We start from the raw sequence: 19743 nt of genomic DNA, 5'->3' as shown, positions 1-19743 counted from the left end.
AGACGTTTGCCACGGGGCTTTCCCCAAGGCGGTGGATACCGATAATGGACCATCCCTTCTTGCTGCAGGACACCGCTGATGATCACCACCGAACCGCGCATGACCAACCTGTTCCTCCAACTGGGCCTGGACGCCAGCGCCGAGGGCATCGCCCGCTTCATCCGCGAGCACCAGCTGGCCACCGACGTGGACGTGGTCGAGGCGCCCTACTGGACTGACGCCCAGCGCCAGTTCCTGTCCGAGTCGCTGCAGGCTGATGCGGCATGGACCACCGTGGTGGACGAGCTGAACGAGTCGCTGCACGAGGATGCGGTGAAGGCGGCGACGGGGCTGTAAGCGGGGTATCCCGCGCTGTTGGGGTCAGAGCCCTTTCCGCAGGAAAGGGATCCGACCCCTCGCTCATCCACGATCGGTCAGTACTTCCAGGTCAGCGCCAGCCGCGCAGTGCGGCCCGGGGCCGGCATCACGCCCAACGCCAGCGGATCCAGGTAGTAGCGGTCGGTCAGGTTGTCCACGCCGGCGTCGACCGACAGCTGGTCGTTGAAGCGCCAGCTGGCGAACAGATCCACCAGCGTGGTTGGCCGGTACAGCTGCTGGATCGCCGACAGGCCCACGTTCCAGTCCTTGTCCAGCGCGCTGATCGGGCCGGCGTTGTGGACCACGCGGGTGCCGAAGGTCAGGCGCTCGTCGAACAGGCGCGAGCCCAGGGTCAGGTTGACCATGTAGCGCGGCGGGTTCTGGGTGTTGGTGTACGACCCCTCGAAGCCGCCGTCCACGCAGTCGGGCGTGTGGGCCAGCTCATCGTTCCTGCGCTGTGCGCCATAGGCCCGGCGCTCGGCGGCGATGTCTGGCGCGCAGGTCTTGGCCTTGAAGTAATAATGCGCGGACAGGTCGGCAAACACCTTCCCGCTGTCATAGCTGGACTGGAACTCCATGCCCGAGACCTTGAACTGGTCCACGTTGCGGATCAGGCCGGCCGACAGCGTGCGGTAATCGCGGGTGATCAGGTCGTCGATGCGGGTATCGAAATACGCCAGCTTCAGCGCCAGGCGGTCGCCGGCAGTGAACAGGTCGTAGCGGAGGGTGCTGGCGCCGATTTCCCAGCTGCGCGCACGCTCCGGCTTGAGCTCCCCCACCGGTCTGGCGGCGGTGAACAGGCCCAGCGTGGTCTCGAACAGGCTCGGCAGCTTGGTGCCTTCGGCGTACTTCACGTAGACCAGGGTGTCTTCGCTGAAGCGGTAGGCCACGCTGGCGGTGGGCGAGAACGCGGAGTCGCGGCGGCGGATCGGCTGCGACCAGCTCCAGCTGACCGGCACCTCCAGGTCCTGCGCCTTGCCGGCGTCGTAGAAGTTCCAGCCGGCGATGTCGGCCACCGTGCCCTTCTTGTACGGCGAGGCCAGCAGCGAGGCCTGGGTGAAGTTGCCGTTGGCATCCGGATACCAGTTCAGCAGCGCGATGCGCTTGGCGCGCCACGACGGCAGTGCCGGGTTGCCGTTGAGCAGCTCGGTGTAGCGGTACTGGCCCTGCACCGCGTAGGCCTCGGGCGTGGCCAAGCGGTTGCGGTCGTGCACCTCCACGCGGTTCCAGCGGCCGCCGGCCAGCAGTTCCCAATGTTCATCGGGCTGCCACTTCAGCGAGGCCACGGCGCTGTATTCCTTGCGCTCGGCGTTGCGCAGGAAGCGGTTGTTGACCAGGTCGTCGTGCTTGATCGGGCCCGAGCTGCCCGGCGCGATGTCTTCGTCGCTGTAGGACAGGCCGTAGTCCAGCGTGAACGCACCGGCGTGGGTGTCGAACGTCGAGGTGTTGCTGGCATCCAGGTTGAAGCGCTTCTGCCGCAGCGGGTTCCGGTAGGCATCCTTGTAGCCGGGATCGCCACTGAAGCTGGGCGCGTCGTACCACTCGGTGCGGCGATCGAAGTACCACGGCGTGATGCCGGTCAGGCTGTTGTACATCACGCTGTCGGTATCGGTGTAGGCGGCATTGATGCGGAGGTCGACCCGCTCACTGTCCGGGTTGAAGCGGTAGCGCAGGCTGTAGCTGTCCATGTCGACGTGGCCTGGATCCCACTGCGGAATGCGGTCACGATCCACCCGGATGATCTGCGAGGCCATGATCTCGCCGGCGGTGCCTTCATAACGGCGGTAACCGGCCTCCAGCGTCTGCGCGTCGTCGATGCGCCAGGTGCCCTTGAGCAGCGCCGACTTCGAGCGCGAGGAGGTGTTGAACACCTCGGTACGCGGCGGATTCAACGGCGCCAGGGTGCGACGGGTCTGCGGGAAATCGTCGTAGCCATGCCGGCCCGAGAAGTAGTTGCCATTGTCGCGGTAAGCGTAGGCAGCGACCAGATCGAAGCGGTCCCAATGACCGGCGGCGGCCACGTTGAAGAACTGGCTGCCGGTGGCGCTGCGATCGGTGCGTGGCGCCGCACTGTAGGACGGCAGGTTGTTGGCGCTGCCATTGGCCAGGCCACCGCGCACGCGCACGCCGACGTCGCGGCCCTCGCGCAGCACGTCGCCGATCTTCAACGTCTCCATCTCGACCACGCCGCCGATGCCACCGGAGGCGTTGGCCTGCAGGCTCGGGCCCTTGCTGATGGTCAGGCTGGAGATCAGGTCCGGGTCGAGGTAGGTGCGCTGCGACTGGCCCGCATAGCCGCGGTAGGTGTCCATGCTGGACTGACCGCCATCGATGATCACCGGCACACGGCCCTGGCCCTGGATGCCGCGGATGTTGACGTCGAAGCCGTTGCCCACGCGCGGATCACCGGCGGTGACACCGGCCACGCCCTTGATGATGTCGCCGTTGGAGGTACCACGGAAACGCTCCAAATGGGCGCGACTGAGCGTGGTGGTGGAGCCCACGCTGCGGTAGCTGTCGAGCAGGCGTGCTTCATCACTGCTCGCGCCGCTGTCGACCCGGTCGCCGGCCACGCTCAGTGTGTCGGTGATGATCACTTCACTGTCCGCCTGCGCCAGCGTCGTCGCCTCCAGGGTGACGGCCTCTGCGCCGACCCGGCGCACCGCCAGGCCGCTGCCCTGCAGCAGCTGTTGCAACGCCTGGTGCGCCGGAAGGCTGCCACTGACTGCGCGGGAGGTTACGCCACGTGCCAGCGCAGCGGGGTAGACCACCTGCACGCCGGACTGGCGCATGTAGCTGCGCAGCGCCTCATCCAGTGCTTGCGCGGGAATGTCGAAGCGCTGCACGACAGCGTGGTCACTGCCGGCACTCTGGGCCAAGGCGGCCGGCGCAGCAGTGGCCAGGCCGGCGGCGAGCAGCGCGATGCACAGGCGGGACGGGCGCAGCACGCGGCCCGAGCGGTGGAAGTTGTACATGGGAAACCTGTCAGGTAATCGGTGCCGCGAGCGCGGCGTCATCCGCAGCACGGGCGGACACGGCGACGTACGTGGCGGCGGCGTGTACGTTCGCGGGGTAAGACGGCTGGGCGCGCGACAGCCCCAAGAGCGATGTGCGGCCGCGGCAGGTGCCGACCGTTCGTCGGGTGGCTTCGGTGGGTGCCGACCGTTGGCCGGCACACTGGGACGATCATCCACGCAGGGCGTGCATCTACTGCACGATGGCGACGCCCAGTGGCAGGCGTGTGACCTGCAATCCAGCCGTCGCGGCCAGCGCATCCAGCGCCTGTTCCGGACGATCGATGCGCAATGCGGCACTGACTGCAGGCAGTCGTGACAGATCACCGCGCACGAAGGTCGGGCCCGTGCGATAGCGCCCCACCCACTGCACGGCATCGGCCACGTTGGCCTGTTCCAGCAGCAGCTCGCCCCGGCGCCAGGCGCCGACGCTGTCGGTGGTCACGTCGGCCAGCCGCATGACGCCGCCGTGCTCAGCGTAGACCGCACGTTGCCCCTGCTGCAGGTAGGTCCAGCCGCCGTCGACCGGGCTGGCCACGCGTACCCTGCCCTGCCCGACCTGGGTTTCCACCCCGTGGTCGCCACGCGCGACGGTGAACGCGGTGGAGATGTCCTCGACCAGGCCATTGCCGGCGCGCACGCGGAAACGCCGCTGCGGATCCGGGCCGACCTCGAACCAGGCGCGCCCGCGCAGCAGCTCGACCTCGCGGGCGTTCGCATCAAAGTGCACCGCAATCGCACTGTCGGCATCCAGCACCGCATGGCTGCCGTCGGGTAGCAGCACGCTCCGTACCTGATATGTGCTGCGATGATCGGACTGCAGGCGCAGCCAGGCCTCGGGCCAGGCCACCAGCATCGCCAGCATCGCCGCCGCGGCCATGGCCCAGCGCAATCGTCGCGGGCGCCGACGGCCCGGGCCTGCGGCCTGTACGCGCGGCCCGACACTGCGCCACAGCGCACGCTCGTATTCGAAGACCCGGCGGTGTCCCGGCTGCTGCAGCCAGCGTTCAAACGCCTGCATGCGCACATCGCTGATGTCGCCCGAGGCCAGCCACGCGATCCAGCCCCGGGCCTGTTCGGCCAGGGCATTGTCATCGGCGGCAGGCGGCATGTTCGGCGGGCGCATCGGCTGGCTGACAGGCGCATTCAAGCGCGGGGGAACTGGACCGCATCCACGGTCAATGATCAAGACGTCTGTGCGCGCGCCAACCCCAAGCCGGCGTGATCATCGGCCACTGCGCGCCCAGGCCAGGCGTTGCAGCGCGCCGCGTACATGGTTTTCGACGGTGGTCACCGATACCCCGAGGCGGCGTGCGATCTCCGCCTGGGTCTGGCCCTGCAGGCGGTTGAGCCGGAAGATGGTGCGGGTCGGCTCGGGCAGATGGCCGGCCGCGTCGAGCACGCGCTGCAGTTCATCCTGTGCCATGGCCTGTTCTTCGGTCGAGATCACCTCGTCCGGCCCCCACAGGTAATGATCGGCCAGCAGGCGGTTGCGCCGGGTCGACTCGCGGCCGTGGTCGGTGGCCAGGTTGGCGGCCAACCGATACAGATAGGCGCGCGGGTTGTCGATGGCCTGGCTGTCATCGACCCCACGCGCCTTGAACCACACCGCCTGGATCACGTCTTCCGCGCCGTTGTCGCCCCCCAGTATCCGTTGCACACGACGCAACAGCGCGGGTCGCTCGCGGATCAGCAGTTCGGTGAGGGAGGCAGCATTGGAAGACATGCGCGAGGCCAGGACGACAGACGGGAGCGCCGCGCATGCTACTCGTCAAATGCGAATAAGTCACGTTTACATCAATGGATGCACTCGGTCAGCGCGTCATAGACGCTCTGCGAGCTGCCCGGCAGCGGGTCATGCAAGGGATCACGCGCGGCCAGCGCGGCATGGAAGGACTCCACCGGGGTACCCGCCACCAGCGGCAGGCGGCACAACCAGGTCGGTTGCCGGGCCTCGATCGCGCCATCGTTCGCGGACACCGTCAGATCGCTGGCGGCAAATGCCCACAGGCACTCACGGACCGTTCCCCGCGCGGCATCCACCGAGCAGCGCAGTCGCAGGGGGTGAATATCGCTGTATTCCCCTTCGCAGAAGGTGTCCCCGCAGATGCTGTCGAAACCCTGCTGCAGCCTGCCCTCCAATGCAAAGAAGCGGTCCCAGTTGGCTTCCTGCTGCGGATAGTCGATCAGATCCACGTAGGGGTCGGCCTGGGCCGCGGGCGCAACAAGCAGCGCGCAGGACAGGCAGAGCGGCAGTGCGGACATTCTCATATGAAGACTCCTCGGGAAGGTGCGTACAGCCTGCCCTGCCGCACCGGCAGGCCCCATCAGCCAACCCCGGCCCGCGAGGTGGGCACCTGCCGCGCACCGCCGTCAGCACCTTCCCCGCTGCACAGCGCCCGGCAAAGGCATAAAATGGCCAGCTATCCGTCTACATCCCCCACCTGGAGCACACCATGGGTCTGGAACTCGTCTCGCCCGGCAAGAACCCGCCGGAAGAAATCAACGTCATCATCGAGATTCCGAAGGACTCGGAGCCGGTGAAGTACGAAGTGGACAAGGAAACCGGCGCGATCTTCGTCGACCGCATCCTGTCCACCCCGATGCGCTACCCGTGCAACTACGGCTACGTGCCGAGCACCCTGTGTGGCGACGGCGATCCGGCCGACGTGCTGGTGGTGCTGCCGCTGCCGCTGGTGCCGGGCTCGGTCGTGCGCTGCCGCCCGGTCGGCGTGCTGAAGATGAGCGATGAGGCAGGCAGCGACGAGAAGATCCTGGCCGTGCCGGTCTCGAAGATCTTCAGCGGCTACGCCCACGTCGAAGACATCGCCCAGGTGTCCAGCCACTGGCTGGAGCGCATCGGCCACTTCTTCGAGCACTACAAGGACCTGGAAAAGGGCAAGTGGGTCAAGCTCGACGGTTGGGGCGGCGCCGCCGAGGCCAAGCAGATCCTGATCGAGGCGCACCAGCGCCATCTCGACAGCAAGGCCTGAGCCTGAACCGGATCGCTCCGGCGGCAGTCCGCCGGAGCGATGCGGGTCACGTTTCATGACGACGGCACATCACTCTTGGTGCCGTATTAGGTAAATTGCGTCACTTCACACGTCATCGACATCCATCGTCGAGACAGCCAGGGGAATGTGTCGTGCGTATTCTGCTTGTTGGGGATGCAGCCAGCCTGCCGGCCGAGCTGACCGAATTCATTGCCGATCTTGGGGAAGACTGGCAGCCGTTGACCGCCACCGATGGCCAGGCCGCGATGAACGCGGTGGCCACGCAGGGCGTCGATGCGGTGATCGTCTGCCCGCAGTTGCCCGATCTCAATGCCACCACGTTGCTGGGCCAGATCCGCACCTTGCGCCCGGAAACCATCCGCATCGCGCTGGTTGACGCCCAGCACGGCAACCGGCCACCACCGGCGCGCCTGATCGGTGTCGCCCATCGCTTCCTGCCGCTGCCGCTGGCGCCGGAAGTGCTGCTGGAAGCGCTGACCAGCCTGGAAGAGCTGCGCGAAGTGCTGGACAGCCCGCGCCTGCGCGATGCCATCGGCCGCATCGAGAAACTGCCTTCGCCGCCACACCTGTACCTGAGCCTGACCCAGGCGCTCGAGCATGACGACGACACCGACAGCGCCGACGTGGCCAAGCTGGTGGCCGCCGATCCTGCGATCGCAGCCAAGGTGCTGCAGCTGTCGAACTCGGCGTTCTTCAGCCAGGGCCGCACCATCGCCGACCTGCGGACCGCGGTGACCCGGCTGGGCCTGGCGACGCTGCGCGACCTGGTGCTGGCCAGCGAAGTCTTCTCGGCACCGACGCTGTCGCCTGCCGAGCGCAATTCGCTGCAGCAGCGGGCACTGCTTGCCTCGCGGCTGGCCGCGCGCCTGCTGCCCGAGTCCAGTGCCGAACTGGGTGCGACCGCCGCACTGCTGGCCGACATCGGCCTGCTGCTGCCGGGCGTACGCAACGAACGCAGCGAACCTTCGCTGGCCGGCGATACCCGCCCCGGCCATGCCGAGGCCGGTGCCTACCTGCTGGGCCTGTGGGGCCTGCCGATGCCGATCATCGAAGCGGTGGCCTTCCACCTGCAGCCGCAGCGTGCCAACACCCGCAGCTTCTGGGTGACCGGGGCGGTGCATGTGGCGCTGGCGCTGGTCAATGGCGACCCGGTGGACGAGGACTACCTGCAGCGTGCAGGCGTGCTCAACAAGCTGCCGCAGTGGCGCGAGCACGCCAATGCGCTGATGGGGCTGGCACCCAGCGACGCCTGAGCGCGTTGCCGATGGCCCAATGACAAGGGGCGCACCCACGCGGTGCGCCCTTGCTGCGTCAGCGAGTACCGCAGGCGTCCTGCACGCAACGACGGTACTGCGACTCGCAGATGACCGGTGACTTGCCACTGGCCAGGCATTGCTGGCGGAACTCTTCGCAGTAAAGGCCGCCACCGCAGACCCCGAGGCCCTGCGCGAACACCGCGCCCACCAGCGTCGCATAGATCAGTACAGCCGCTGATGCCTGGCGCAGCAACGTGTGCTTCATATCCCTCTCCACATGCAAGCGTCCGGTATTGGACCTCCTGACTGTGTTGATTACGACACGACGGGACCGTGACTGCGCTCACCTTCCAACAGTTTCCGGAAAAACCCTACAAAAAAAGAGGGCGGACCGTTCGGTCCGCCCTCCTTCTGTTGCTACCGCACTTCGATGGATCAGAAGCGCTGGGTGTACTTCATGTACAGGAAGCGACCCACGTCGAAGCCGCCGTAGTAGGCGAACGCCGAGTTCGGAGCCGAGTACTGCAGCGGACCCTTGTGGTCGAACACGTTGTTCGCGCCCAGGGCGATCGTCGCATCCCACGGTGCCTTCCAGCTGACCTGCAGGTCGTGGAAGGTGTTGGAACCGGTGTGACGCAGCGGATCGGTCTCGCCGTTGGCCATGTGGTTCGGCGCATCGCACCAGCCATCAGCCAGCGAGATGCAGCTTTCCTTCATGCCGGAGTAGTAGCGCGCGGTGTAGTTCACACCGAAATCGCCGTACTGCCAGTTGACTCCCAGGTTCGAACGCACGCGGAACAGGCCCGGCTCGCCGACGCGGCCGATCATGATGTTGTCACCCGCGCTGTTCTGGCCCTGCTCGTCGTACTTGGCGGTGTAGCTGGTCTGCCAGTCGATGCTGAACTGACCGATGGCCAGTTCCGGCAGGCGGTACTTGATGCCCAGGTCGTAACCTTCGGTCTTCATCTTGCCGAGGTTGGCGGTGCCGTAGGTGATCGCACTGACGTGGCCGTCAGCCGCACGGGTCACGCTCGAGCAGCGCTCGGCGTTGCCCAGCACGTAGCAGTCACGCAGGATGCGGTCGACGCTGTCAGCGATGATCATGTCGCTGATTTCGTACTTGTACCAATCCAGCGAGACGTCCAGGCCCTGCACCCAACGCGGGCTCCACACCAGGCCGAAGGTGGTGCTCTTGGAGGTTTCCGGCTTCAGGTTCGGGTTGGCACCCGAGACGAACTGGTCACCCGACTGGCACGGCAGGGTCGAGCACGGCAGGTTGCCCTGGCCCAGCTGCACGTAGTTGGCCGGAGCGCCGGCGGCGGTGCATGCGGCATTGCCGGCAACGCTGCCCGGGGCCTTCACGCCGCACGGATCGATGTACGACTCGAAGCTCGAGCTCAGGCCACCGTACAGGTCGCTGATGGTCGGAGCGCGGAAGCCCTCGGCGTAGGTGCCGCGGACCAGCAGCTCATCCAGCGGACGCCAGGTCAGGCCGAACTTGCTGTTGGTGGTGCCGCCGAAGTTGCTGTAGTCCGAGTAACGGCTGGCAACGTTCAGGGTCAGTTCCTTGGCGAAGGCCATGTCGGCCAGCAGCGGCACGTTCAGCTCGAGGTAGACCTCGTTCAGATCGTACTGGCCGCGGGTCGGCTTCTGGCCCAGGCCGGTGGACTGGCCCGACTGCGCGAAGGCGTCCGGCACGTAGTTGCCTTCTTCCTTGCGGTGCTCGACACCCAGGGCGAAGCCCAGGTCGCCGGCCGGCAGGGTCACGATGGCGCCCGACAGGTTGGCGGTGAAGCTGGTGGTCTTGGTGACGCCGCGGGTGGTGAAGGTCGGGAACAGGAAGTCCTGCAGTTCCTGGTTCGCCAGCGAACCCTGGCCATCAACACCGTACGGCAGCAGCGGGTTCCACGGGCGGCAGTCGCCCAGGATCGGCTTGGCCGAGGTGCCGCAGCGGGCAATGCCGCCGGCGTCGATGAACGACGGGCCCAGCGCCTGGCCTGCAGCGATCAGGCTCATGTCGCCGCGGTTGCTCTTGATCGACTCGTTGCGGTTCCACAGCGCGCCGACATCCCAGTCGAAGGTCTTGCCGCCCAGCTCGAAGAAGCCGGTCAGGGTCGGAGCGAAGCGCAGGGTCTTCAGCTGGCTGTCAGTGGTACGCGGCACTTCCCACAGGCGACGACGGAAGCTGACGTCCTGGCCGACCGGGTTGAAGGCGCTCGAACCTTCCAGCGGGGTGCCGAAGGAGTTGGACTGGAACGGATAGCCGGCGATCTGCTGGAACGTCTGGCGCTCGTTGTAGAGCACGTCGGTGTTCAGGCTGATCGAATCGGTGAAGTCGTAGGTACCGTTGATGTAGACCGACTTGCGCTTCACACCGGTCAGCAGGGTCATCTGCTCGTTGGAGTTGGCGAATTCGTCTGCCGTGATGACGTGGTAGTCATTCGGGTTCTTCGGGTTGCCGCCGGCGTTCAGGGTCTTCCAGACAGCCTGCTTGGAGTCGCCGCAGTTGACCTGGGTCGGGTTGCACCAGCTGCCGTTCTGGCTGATCGGGCTCCAGGTGGCCGAGGTCGAGTTCGGACCCAGCGAGCCGTCACGGCTGTACCAGCGGTCCTTGGCCCACACCGGGTCCTGCTTCGAGTACTCGGCCGACAGGGTCAGGCTGCCGCGCTCGCCGCGGGCACCGAGGGTCATCGAATAGGTTTCGGTGTCGCCGTCGCCCTTGCCGTACTGGCCGACGTAGACGTTGGCTTCGCCGCCGTCGAAGTTCTTGCGGGTGATCACGTTGACCACGCCGGCGATGGCGTCGGAACCGTAGATCGACGAGGCGCCGTCCTTCAGGATTTCGATGCGCTCAACGGCCGACATCGGGATCTGGCTCAGATCCTGGTAACCGGCGGTGGTTGCGCCCAGGCGCTTGCCGTTCATCAGCACCAGGGTGCGCTGGGCGCCCAGATTGCGGATGTCGACGTAGTAGCCGCCCACGTTCTCGCCCGAAGCCAGCGACTCCGAACGCGAAATGGCCGGGGAGCCGGCCGAGGTCAGGTTGTTCAGCACGTCGGCGACGCTCGAGAAGCCCTGCTTTTCCAGGGATTCGCGGGTCATCGTCAGGATCGGCTGCTGGGTCTCCACCGAAGCGCCGCGGATGCGCGAGCCGGTGACCGAAATGCGGTCCAGGTCGGTGGTGCCCTTTGCTTCCTGGGCGGAAGCAAAGGCCGGCGCCAGCGCCAGCGCAATGCCGGCCGGCAGCAGGCCGAACCGCACTGCGGGATTACGAACGTTCATCTATCTCTCCAAGGTACGTGTTAGCAGCGTGTTAAAACACCCCAGCACGTTACGATTGCGTTGCAGCGCTGTATTTGCGCGAACCAACCGGAGACTTTGCGGATTGTGGCGGGAGCAAGCCACCGTTCTCCCTGAAGCGCGACGCGGACTGGCCGTAGCGGGCACGGAACGCACGCGCGAAGCTGCAGCAGTTGTCGAAACCGCTGGCGGCGGCGACCTCGCCCACCATCATGTCGGTGTCGCGCAGCAGATCAGCGGCGCGTTCGAGGCGCAGCCGTGCCGAAAGCGACTGCGGGCTTTCCTCGTACAGGCTCTGGAAGGTCTTGGAGAGATACCAGCTGGAGAAGTTGGTCAGCTCCGCCAGTTCGCCGATGCGCACCACCCGGTGGCTGTTGCCTTCCAGATAGAGGCGCGCGCGCTGCATGCGGCCGAACACCTGGCGCTTGCGGCTGCGCGAACGGCCCGGACAGCGCTGCACGTTGTCGGCGAGGCCACGCTGCAGGCCCGCCAGGTGCAGCAGCAGCGGACGCAGGGCCTGGGCCGGCTGGCCGCTGGCCAGCGCGTCGCGCCACAGGCGCAGCGCGACGCGGGCATCACTGCGGTTCATGCGGCCGCGACCGGCATACAGGCCGCAGTCGGCCATTTCGGTCAACACGCGAAGCGCTTCGACGTTCAGGTTCAGGCCGACGCACAGCCCGTTGCGGCCGGCCTGCACCAGCGGCCGCGATTCCTTCTCGAACGCGATCCACTCGCCCTGGCGCAGGCGGAAGCGCCCTTCCTTGGCCTCGACCCAGGAACTGCCACGTACCTGCATCCAGACGGTGAAGCTCGAACCGGCAGTCTGCAGGCTGCCCAGGCGGGCCACGCCGAGGCAGGTCGGCGCGGCATCGTCGATCGACCGGTCCAGGGAAACGGATTGGCCGCGATCGGCCAGCGAGAGTTGACGCATGGGGGCACCACGGATTTGCCTAGTACAGGCCTCCGTTTTGCCAAATGAGGCGGCACCGCGTCAGGAAAGTCAGACGAGATCGCCACGAAATCGCCACGAGATCGCGACGAAGAAATTACGAAGGTCCATTTCCCTTGAACAACAACAACTTGGAGAACGCCGGGAACAGCGCGGGAGGGCGCTCGGGCAACCGCATCACGCCGATGTCGGCGCCATCACTGACCGCCATCGCCACGAACAGGTCACGCCCATCCGCGCTGGCGCTGAGCCCGTTGCCGGCACTGAGCCGTTCGGCGTCCAGGCAGCGTTCCGGCTCTTCGTGGCCGGGCTGGATGCGCACGAAGGTGGTGCCACACGTGGTCGAGGTACCGAGGTAGCCGATGCCGTTGTTGCCGGCCACCGTCCAGGCCCGGTATCGCCAGCGGCTGGGCCGGTCATCGCTGATCTGCTGCACGCTGGCCGGCGACAATCCTGCGTCCACCGACCACAGTCCCCCGGCCGCCAGGCGGGTGAACAACACGCGGCCGCTGTTGCGGTCGAAGCGCGCCTGCGACACCCCGTCGATGCTGGCCAGCCGCCGCCACGGCTGGGCGCTGCGGTCATACAGGCTCAACCGGGTGCGCTGGTCGGCATCGCGTTCGACCACGAACACCTGCTCCGGCGCCGCGCCATACAGCGCCTGCAGCGGCTGTTCGGCCGGCACCGGCAGCGGTTGCAGGCGTTCATCGCGTGGCGCGATCTCGTAGACCACGGTCCGCCCATGCGCATCGCGGCCGACCACCAGCAGCCGACGGCTGTCGGCCGACCAGTCCGGTGCCTGCCGCGCTTCGGGCCGCAGGCCTTCGATGGGACGCAGCGAATCGGGCCGCTGCATGTCCGCCCACCACAGCGCGAAGCTGCCGGAGCGATCGGAGGTAAAGACCAGCTGGCGCCCATCGGGCGCTGCCATCGGCTGCCCATCGCGGCCGCTGGAGGCAAACAGGCGCTCGGGCGCGCCGTTGCCCTGCATGGGCACCTTGAACACGCCGAACTGTGCGCGCCGGTGAACGAAGGCCAGCATGCCACCGCGTCGTGACACGGCCGGCCATTGCGCATCATCCAGGCCGGCATCGCGCAGCGTGTGCCGTTCCACATCCAGGTAATAGAGCCGGGCTTCGCTGTCGACGCGACGGCCGAACACGATGGTGCGGCCGTCGTCCAGCCAGGCCCAGCCACGCAGCTCGGCCGCTTCGTTGGTCAACTGCTCCGGCGTGCCGCCCGCAGCGGGCACCCGCCACAGATCACCGAGCTGCGGATTGCGCACGAACACCAGCCATTGCCCGTCGGGCGAATAGCGCGGCGCGTAGTCGAAGTCATCCTCGTCGACGCTGTACGCCAGCGCCCGCCACTGGCCACTGGCCAGGTCCAGCACGCGGATGCCACGGTGTGCATAGCGCCCGACCATGCTGCCGAATACCAGGCCACGCCCATCAGGCGTCCAGTCGAAGCTGAGCAGTTCAGTGCCATCGCAGCGGGTGGCCTGGCGCAGCGCGCCGCCGGTGGCGCTGGCGATCAGCACCTGGCAGCCACCGTCGGCGGAGAACCGCGCAATGGCGATCTCACGACCATCCGGCGACCAGTTCGGGAAGCGATCGACCGCACCGGCCGGGGGAACCAGCAACTGGCGCGCCGGCGCGTTGCCGGAGGTCTGCACCTTGATCGCGCCACCGCCGTTGCCATCTTCGTTGGCGCCCTCGTAGGCCACCAGCGAACCGTCCGGTGACAGCGTGGGATAGGTTTCAAAGCCGCTGGTCGCGGTGATCAACCGATACGGACGCTGCGGGCTGCCGATCACCCGCGTGCCGTTTTCCACGGCGGCCTCTACCGCCGAACTGCTGGCCGGCGCCCGACGCAGCAACAGCGCAGTGAGCACCAGCAGCAACGCCAGCATCACCAGGCCCAGTGCCAGCAGCACGCGACGGCGGACATGACGCCAGCGACGGCGCGCGCCCTCTGCATGCGCGGGCAACGCAGCAGCAGTCTCCGGCTGCACGGCCAGGTCTTCGTCCTCAGCCGCGACTGCGGCCGCAGGCCCGGCATCGTCCAGCACCTGCACCGGCACCCGCAGCCGGTAGCCGGTCTTGGCGATGGTTTCGATATAGGCCTGCCCGTTGCCGTCGTCGTTGCTGAACGCCTTGCGCAACTGGGTGACAGCCTGGGTGAGCACATCGTTGGTCGGCAGCGTGTCCGGCCACACTTCCGCGAACAGTTCATCGCGGGTCACCACGCGCCCCGGCTGCCGCAGCAGCACGCGCAGCACACCCAGCGCTTTCGGCGTCAGCCGGCGCGCACGACGCGCACCGACGACCTCGACCTCACGCGAGGACAGAGTGACGGTGCACTCTCCTATCCGTATCCGGTCGGATACAGGTGGCTGGATTTCGCTGCTGTTCATTTTCTGCTACACAGTAGAGACAGTCCCGGGCAGCGTTTGCCTTCGATACCGCCCCATCCTGGGAACAGCGAAAAGCCAGACTCCGCACAAAGCATCGGCGCATACCGCAAAAACAATCGAGCGCGCGAATACTAGCCTATGCCGGTTACCTCGCCTATCGCGTGGTCGACATCAGGCTCTCTCTCGCCGACGCATTCACATAATTCGCGACACCATTCGCGCCCTTTTGGGCGCGAAATTTTTATCTGGCGTTCATTTTCATGCACGCCGCAACATGGTCAGTCCGACCAGTCGCGAAACCACCAAAGCGACGTACATCACGCCGGAAAACTGCTCCAGCATGACCAGTGCACGTGCCTGCGGATGCAGTGGCACGACGTCACTCAGACCCACGCCGGAGAGCAAGCTGAAGCTCAGATAAAGCAGCTCCATCCAAGTGCGCTGCGCGCCACCGCTGGAGCCGTGGAAACTGCCTGGATACCACTGCTGGCACACCGCGAATGCGAAGGCGAACGCCCACGCCAGCAGCGTAAAGGTCGCGCCGGCGGCGAACAGCTCGTCACGGGTGACCTTGTGGTCCTGGAGCATGTAGGCGATCAGTGCGCCGGCCGTATAGAAGTACAGCAGGCTTTCCAGCAACTGCGCGGTGGTCAGCAGCGTGGTGCGGTCGAGCAGCGCACCGGCCAGCGAAAACACCACCGACGGAATGGCCAGCAACAGTGCCAGCCAGGTACCCAGCGGGCTGCGCTGGACCACCCACAGCGCCAGGCCGAGAACCGCCATGCCGAACATGCCCAGTGCCGCGCGGCCGGCGGCGGTGTCATCCAGCGCGGGGTACAGCAGCACCGCCAGCAACTGCGCGCCCAGCAACCAGGCCGAGGGATGACGGCGGGCAATGGCCAGCCAATGGGTGGTGATCGCAACGGGCATGGCGTGCATTCCCCTGGGTGATGGGCGGAGAATAGCCGGGCGCGGCGTGATGAGCGGTAGTGCCGGCCGCTGGCCGGCACCCCGTTTCCGCATCAGCCCTGGTGGTATACCTCGGCGCCGGCGGCACGGAACTCCTCCGACTTCTCCTTCATGCCCGCCTCGGCGTAGTCGCGCACATCCTGGGTGATCTTCATCGAACAGAAGTGCGGGCCGCACATCGAGCAGAAGTGCGCCAGCTTGTGAGCATCCTTCGGCAGCGTCTCGTCATGGAACTCCTTGGCCTTCTCCGGATCCAGGCCCAGGTGGAACTGGTCTTCCCAGCGGAACTCGAAGCGCGCCTTGCTCAGCGCGTTGTCGCGCACCTGCGCGCCCGGATGGCCCTTGGCCAGGTCGGCCGCATGCGCGGCGATGCGGTAGGCCATGATGCCGTCACGCACGTCCTGGCGATTGGGCAGGCCGAGGTGCTCCTTCGGCGTCACGTAGCAGAGCATCGCCGTGCCGAACCAACCAATCATCGCCGCACCGATCGCGCTGGTGATGTGGTCGTAGCCCGGCGCGATATCGGTGGTCAACGGCCCCAGCGTATAGAACGGCGCTTCGCCGCACTCGCGCAGCTGCTTGTCCATGTTCTCCTTGATCAGCTGCATCGGCACGTGGCCGGGGCCTTCGATCATGGTCTGCACGTCGTGCTTCCAGGCGATCTTCGTCAGCTCGCCCAGCGTTTCCAGCTCACCGAACTGCGCGGCATCGTTGGCGTCGGCGATGCAGCCCGGGCGCAGGCCGTCGCCCAGCGAGAAGGTCACGTCGTAGGCCTTCATGATCTCGCAGATGTCTTCGAAGTGCGTGTAGAGGAAGTTCTCCTTGTGGTGTGCCAGGCACCACTTGGCCATGATCGAACCACCGCGGCTGACGATGCCGGTCACCCGCTTGGCGGTGAGCGGCACGTAGCGCAGCAGCACGCCGGCATGGATGGTGAAGTAGTCCACGCCCTGTTCCGCCTGCTCGATCAGCGTGTCGCGGAAAATCTCCCAGGTAAGCGCTTCGGCGCGGCCGTCGACCTTTTCCAGCGCCTGGTAGATCGGCACGGTACCGATCGCCACCGGCGAATTGCGGATGATCCATTCGCGGGTCTCGTGGATGTGCTTGCCGGTGGACAGGTCCATCACCGTGTCACCGCCCCAGCGGATCGCCCACACCAGCTTCTCCACTTCCTCGGCAATGCCCGAGGAAACCGCACTGTTGCCGATGTTGGCATTGATCTTGGTCAGGAAATTGCGACCGATGATCATCGGCTCGCTTTCCGGATGATTGATGTTGTTGGGCAGCACCGCACGGCCGCGCGCGATCTCGTCACGTACGAACTCGGGGGTGATGATCTTCTGGATCGACGCGCCGAACGCCTCGCCTGGATGCTGCTGCAGCAGGCCCGCATCGCGGATGGCGTCCAGCCGCTGGTTCTCGCGGATGGCGACGAATTCCATTTCCGGCGTGATGATGCCGCGGCGCGCGTAGTGCATCTGGGTGACATTGGCGCCTGCGCGGGCACGGCGCGGCAGGCTGCGCGCGGGGAAGCGCACGGCATCGAGCCTGGGGTCATGCTCGCGATCGCGACCGAACGACGAGCTCAGGCCATCGAGCTGCTCGGTATCGCCGCGTTCCTCCACCCAGCTCCGGCGCAGCGCCGTCAGGCCCGAAGACAGGTCGATGCGCACGTCCGGATCGGTGTACGGGCCGGACGTGTCATAGACCGTGACCGGCGCATTCTCTTCGCCACCGAACAGCGTCGGGGTGCGGGTCAACGCGATCTCGCGCATCGGCACCTGCAGATCCGGGCGCGAACCGGGCACGTGGATCTTGCGCGAGCCGGGAATGGGCCGGGTCACGGATTCGGAGAGTTGCTGGGCCTGTTGCTGCAGGGCGGAGAGCTGTGCGTTCATCGGGCATCGTCCAGGAAGGTCAGGGACGAAGCGGCGGCGCACTGCGAACGCGCGCGGACGGTCCTTGGGCGGCGTCCGGGCACGGCGGCACTGCAAAGCTTCCCTACGCCGGTATGAGCCGGATCAGGTTCCAAGGGACTGTCTCAACCGTGGCCAACTGTGGCCGCGGTACCCCCGCTTCTTGGCGTGCATTAGAGCATAGACCGCCCGCCTCCGGCGTTGCCTGCGGGGTCAGCTCCGTTTTCCTGCGGGAAGCGGATCTGCCCCTGATCGCTACTCGTTAACAGAACCATGACGTTGCGTTCAGTAACGTGCACGCCCATCGTGTCGCTGCGACCGATGCTTCCCTCGCCGCCCCTGCGGCCCCTGCCCGGTCCGTGCTGCACGCCGCCGGCCCCTCGCTGCAAGCTCTGCTCGCTCCCCTCAATCCCCTTGATCGGAGAAGCTCCTTCATGGTGTTTCGCGTTTCCATCGCACTGGTCCTGCTGCTGGTGCTGCTCGCCGGCATCGCCCCCGGCCCCTTCAACGCCGTGGTGCAGAGCATCCTCGGCGAACTCATCCGTGGCATCGGCTGGCTCTACCTGCTGGTGGTGTTCCTGGCCCTGGTGTTCCTGATGTACCTGGCCTTTGGCCGCTTCGGCAATCTGCGCATCGGCGGCGAAGACGCCGAGCCGGAGTTCTCCCGGGCCAGCTGGATGTCGATGCTGTTCGCCGCCGGCATGGGCATCGGCCTGGTGTTCTGGGGCGCCGCCGAGCCCATTTCGCACTTCAGCAAGCCACCGGAGGGACTGGCGCCGGAGAGCATGGACGCTGCGCGTGCGTCGATGCGCTACGCGTTCTTCCATTGGGGCCTGCACCCCTGGGCGATCTACGCGTTGATCGGCCTGGCAATGGCCTGGTTCCAGTTCAACCGCAATGGTCGGGGCCTGGTCAGTGACATGCTGCAGCCGATCATCGGCCGCCACCACCGCGGCTGGATCGGCCGCGTGGTCAACATCGCCGCTGTCGTCGCCACCGCGATCGGTGTTGCCACCACGCTGGGTTTCGGCACCATCCAGATCGCCGCGGGCATGCAGCGCGTATTCGGCCTGCACGCCGGCCCCACGCTGCAGCTGGTGATCATCGCAGTGGCCTTCGTGCTGTACATGGCCTCCACGCTCAGCGGTGTCGACCGCGGCGTCAAATGGCTGTCCAACTTCAACCTGGCCCTGGCGGCCGTGCTGTTGCTGCTGGTGCTGGTGCTGGGCCCGACCGGCGCGATCTTCAACACGTTCACCACCACGCTCGGCTCCTACCTCAACCAGCTGGTGACGATGAGCCTGCGCATGTCGCCGTTCTCATCCAGCACCTGGGTGGCCGACTGGACGATCTTCTACTGGGCCTGGTGGATTTCCTGGGCACCGTTCGTCGGTTCGTTCATCGCGCGCATTTCGCGCGGGCGCAGCGTGCGCGAGTTCGTGATCGGCGTGGTGCTGGCCCCGACGCTGCTGGGCTTCTTCTGGTTCTCGGTGTTCGGCGGCACCGCAATCTGGATGCAGATCTTCGGCCAGGCCGACCTTGTGCAGGCACTGGGCAATGGCTACGAGACGGTGCTGTTCACGATGTTCGACAGCATGCCGCTGCCGTTGCTGCTGTCGTGCATCGCGCTGGTGCTGTTGATGATCTTCTTCGTGACGTCGGCCGACTCGGCGGTACTGGTGCTGGCCAGCATGTCCACCGATGAAGCCGGTGACCCACCGTCCAAGCGCAAGCTGGCCTGGGGTGTGGGCGTGGCGCTGATTGCCGGTGCACTGCTGCTGGCCGGTGGACTGGATGCGCTGCAGGGCATGATCACGATCGCGGCGTTGCCGTTCGCGCTGCTGATGGTGCTGGTGATGGTGTCGCTGTACCGGGTACTGGACCAGGAATACACGCGTGAGCGACGCCAGGCGCAGCGTCAGCGGCACATGATCGATGCGTGGATCGCACGCGAGATGGCGGCGCAGGAGGAGACGCAGGCGGAGGCCGCGCGCGCGCAGGATCGGGATTGAGGGGGTTTTGCAGCCTGCGGCTGCACTGCTTTTCCAGGCAAGGGCCACGGTCAAATTCAAAGGCGGCTCCGGGTTTCTGCTGGTTGGGTGGGGCGGTGTGGGTGGGCAGGACACGCCGTGAACCCATCCATGGGGGCTCGATGGCGCCATCCATGGCGCCAACGGTCCTGCCCACCCACACCGCCCCACCCCCGACAGTTTCCCGGTAACGGTTGGTTTTCCACGCTTTGCGTGGAAGATGTGTATCGGAAAACAAGAAGGGGTCGGATCCGTTTTCCTGCGGAAGACGGATCCGACCCCAACCATCAGCACGCGGCTGTTGCTGTTGCTTTTGATCTTCTTTTTTCTTCCTGCGGTGGCGGCCGCAGAAAACTGTCAGAGGCCGGGTGGGTGGGCTGGGCGGGGGTGTCTGATCTGGCCCCCCGTCAGCGGACGCCAAGAAGCGATACTTTGATCGCACTTGGAGGTCCCTTATGTCCCGTATCACCCGTCGTAGCTACACCGATGAGTTCAAGCACCAAGCCGTGGAGCTGGCCGAGT

The 19743-nt window shown here is 66.4% G+C and carries 14 protein-coding genes and 1 riboswitch; of the genes, 4 read left to right on the top strand and 10 right to left on the bottom strand.

Annotated elements, in window-relative coordinates; translation table 11 throughout:
* The first annotated feature begins 78 nt into the window (after nucleotides 1-78).
* Entirely contained in the window at nucleotides 79-336 is a 258-nt protein-coding gene (locus AC5P9I_RS03245) for a DUF2789 domain-containing protein (protein ID WP_049466637.1), read from the top strand.
* 77 nt (nucleotides 337-413) lie between these two features.
* Here AC5P9I_RS03245 and AC5P9I_RS03240 read toward each other — a convergent pair whose 3' ends face one another.
* The 4 genes from AC5P9I_RS03240 to AC5P9I_RS03225 form a co-directional block, all read right to left on the bottom strand.
* A complete protein-coding gene (locus tag AC5P9I_RS03240) occupies nucleotides 414-3332 on the bottom strand; it encodes a TonB-dependent receptor (RefSeq protein WP_088475969.1) in 2919 nt (972 codons plus the stop codon).
* Nucleotides 3333-3564: 232 nt separating this feature from the next.
* Nucleotides 3565-4497, bottom strand: a complete 933-nt coding sequence (locus AC5P9I_RS03235) for a FecR family protein (RefSeq protein ID WP_088475970.1) — start codon at nucleotides 4495-4497, stop codon at nucleotides 3565-3567.
* A 99-nt stretch (nucleotides 4498-4596) separates the two neighbouring features.
* Nucleotides 4597-5097 carry an RNA polymerase sigma factor gene (locus AC5P9I_RS03230; protein ID WP_049466633.1) on the bottom strand — a complete coding sequence of 167 codons (501 nt, stop codon included), beginning with the start codon at nucleotides 5095-5097 and terminating at the stop codon, nucleotides 4597-4599.
* Between the two features lie 71 nt (nucleotides 5098-5168).
* Nucleotides 5169-5642 (bottom strand): hypothetical protein, encoded by a 474-nt coding sequence (locus tag AC5P9I_RS03225; protein ID WP_049466631.1) that lies wholly within the window; start codon nucleotides 5640-5642, stop codon nucleotides 5169-5171.
* A 185-nt stretch (nucleotides 5643-5827) separates the two neighbouring features.
* Here AC5P9I_RS03225 and ppa point away from each other — a divergent pair, with 185 nt between their 5' ends.
* Complete coding sequence (gene ppa / locus AC5P9I_RS03220) at nucleotides 5828-6364, top strand: inorganic diphosphatase (RefSeq protein ID WP_005410935.1); 537 nt, start codon at nucleotides 5828-5830, stop codon at nucleotides 6362-6364.
* A gap of 152 nt (nucleotides 6365-6516) precedes the next feature.
* Nucleotides 6517-7638: an HDOD domain-containing protein gene (locus AC5P9I_RS03215; RefSeq protein WP_049466629.1), complete on the top strand. Its 1122-nt coding sequence runs from the start codon at nucleotides 6517-6519 to the stop codon at nucleotides 7636-7638.
* A gap of 58 nt (nucleotides 7639-7696) precedes the next feature.
* Here AC5P9I_RS03215 and AC5P9I_RS03210 read toward each other — a convergent pair whose 3' ends face one another.
* The 6 genes from AC5P9I_RS03210 to thiC all read right to left on the bottom strand — a co-directional run bounded on the left by AC5P9I_RS03210 (nucleotide 7697) and on the right by thiC (nucleotide 17173).
* Nucleotides 7697-7906 carry a hypothetical protein gene (locus tag AC5P9I_RS03210; protein WP_049466627.1) on the bottom strand — a complete coding sequence of 70 codons (210 nt, stop codon included), beginning with the start codon at nucleotides 7904-7906 and terminating at the stop codon, nucleotides 7697-7699.
* A gap of 170 nt (nucleotides 7907-8076) precedes the next feature.
* The gene (locus AC5P9I_RS03205; RefSeq protein WP_049466624.1) at nucleotides 8077-10923 is read right to left on the bottom strand and encodes a TonB-dependent receptor; all 2847 of its coding nucleotides are present in this window, start codon (nucleotides 10921-10923) and stop codon (nucleotides 8077-8079) included.
* Between the two features lie 49 nt (nucleotides 10924-10972).
* Nucleotides 10973-11872: a helix-turn-helix transcriptional regulator gene (locus tag AC5P9I_RS03200; protein ID WP_049466623.1), complete on the bottom strand. Its 900-nt coding sequence runs from the start codon at nucleotides 11870-11872 to the stop codon at nucleotides 10973-10975.
* Nucleotides 11873-11987: 115 nt separating this feature from the next.
* The gene (locus tag AC5P9I_RS03195; RefSeq protein WP_187756844.1) at nucleotides 11988-14306 is read right to left on the bottom strand and encodes a winged helix-turn-helix domain-containing protein; all 2319 of its coding nucleotides are present in this window, start codon (nucleotides 14304-14306) and stop codon (nucleotides 11988-11990) included.
* Between the two features lie 258 nt (nucleotides 14307-14564).
* On the bottom strand, nucleotides 14565-15236 hold the full coding sequence (locus AC5P9I_RS03190; RefSeq protein ID WP_495217214.1) for an ion channel: 672 nt from the start codon (nucleotides 15234-15236) through the stop codon (nucleotides 14565-14567).
* 92 nt (nucleotides 15237-15328) lie between these two features.
* The gene (gene thiC, locus AC5P9I_RS03185) at nucleotides 15329-17173 is read right to left on the bottom strand and encodes a phosphomethylpyrimidine synthase ThiC (protein WP_130767772.1); all 1845 of its coding nucleotides are present in this window, start codon (nucleotides 17171-17173) and stop codon (nucleotides 15329-15331) included.
* Nucleotides 17174-17255: 82 nt separating this feature from the next.
* Nucleotides 17256-17359: riboswitch (TPP riboswitch) on the bottom strand.
* Nucleotides 17360-17625: 266 nt separating this feature from the next.
* Between thiC and AC5P9I_RS03180 the strand changes: the two genes are divergently transcribed.
* Entirely contained in the window at nucleotides 17626-19203 is a 1578-nt protein-coding gene (locus tag AC5P9I_RS03180) for a BCCT family transporter (RefSeq protein WP_057495191.1), read from the top strand.
* Nucleotides 19204-19743: the final 540 nt, after the last annotated feature.

The sequence above is a fragment of the Stenotrophomonas sp. YJH_SMC_29 genome, assembly GCF_059371235.1.
The sequence above is the reverse complement of the archived record's forward strand: the minus strand, read 5'-3'. Positions and strand labels throughout refer to the sequence as shown.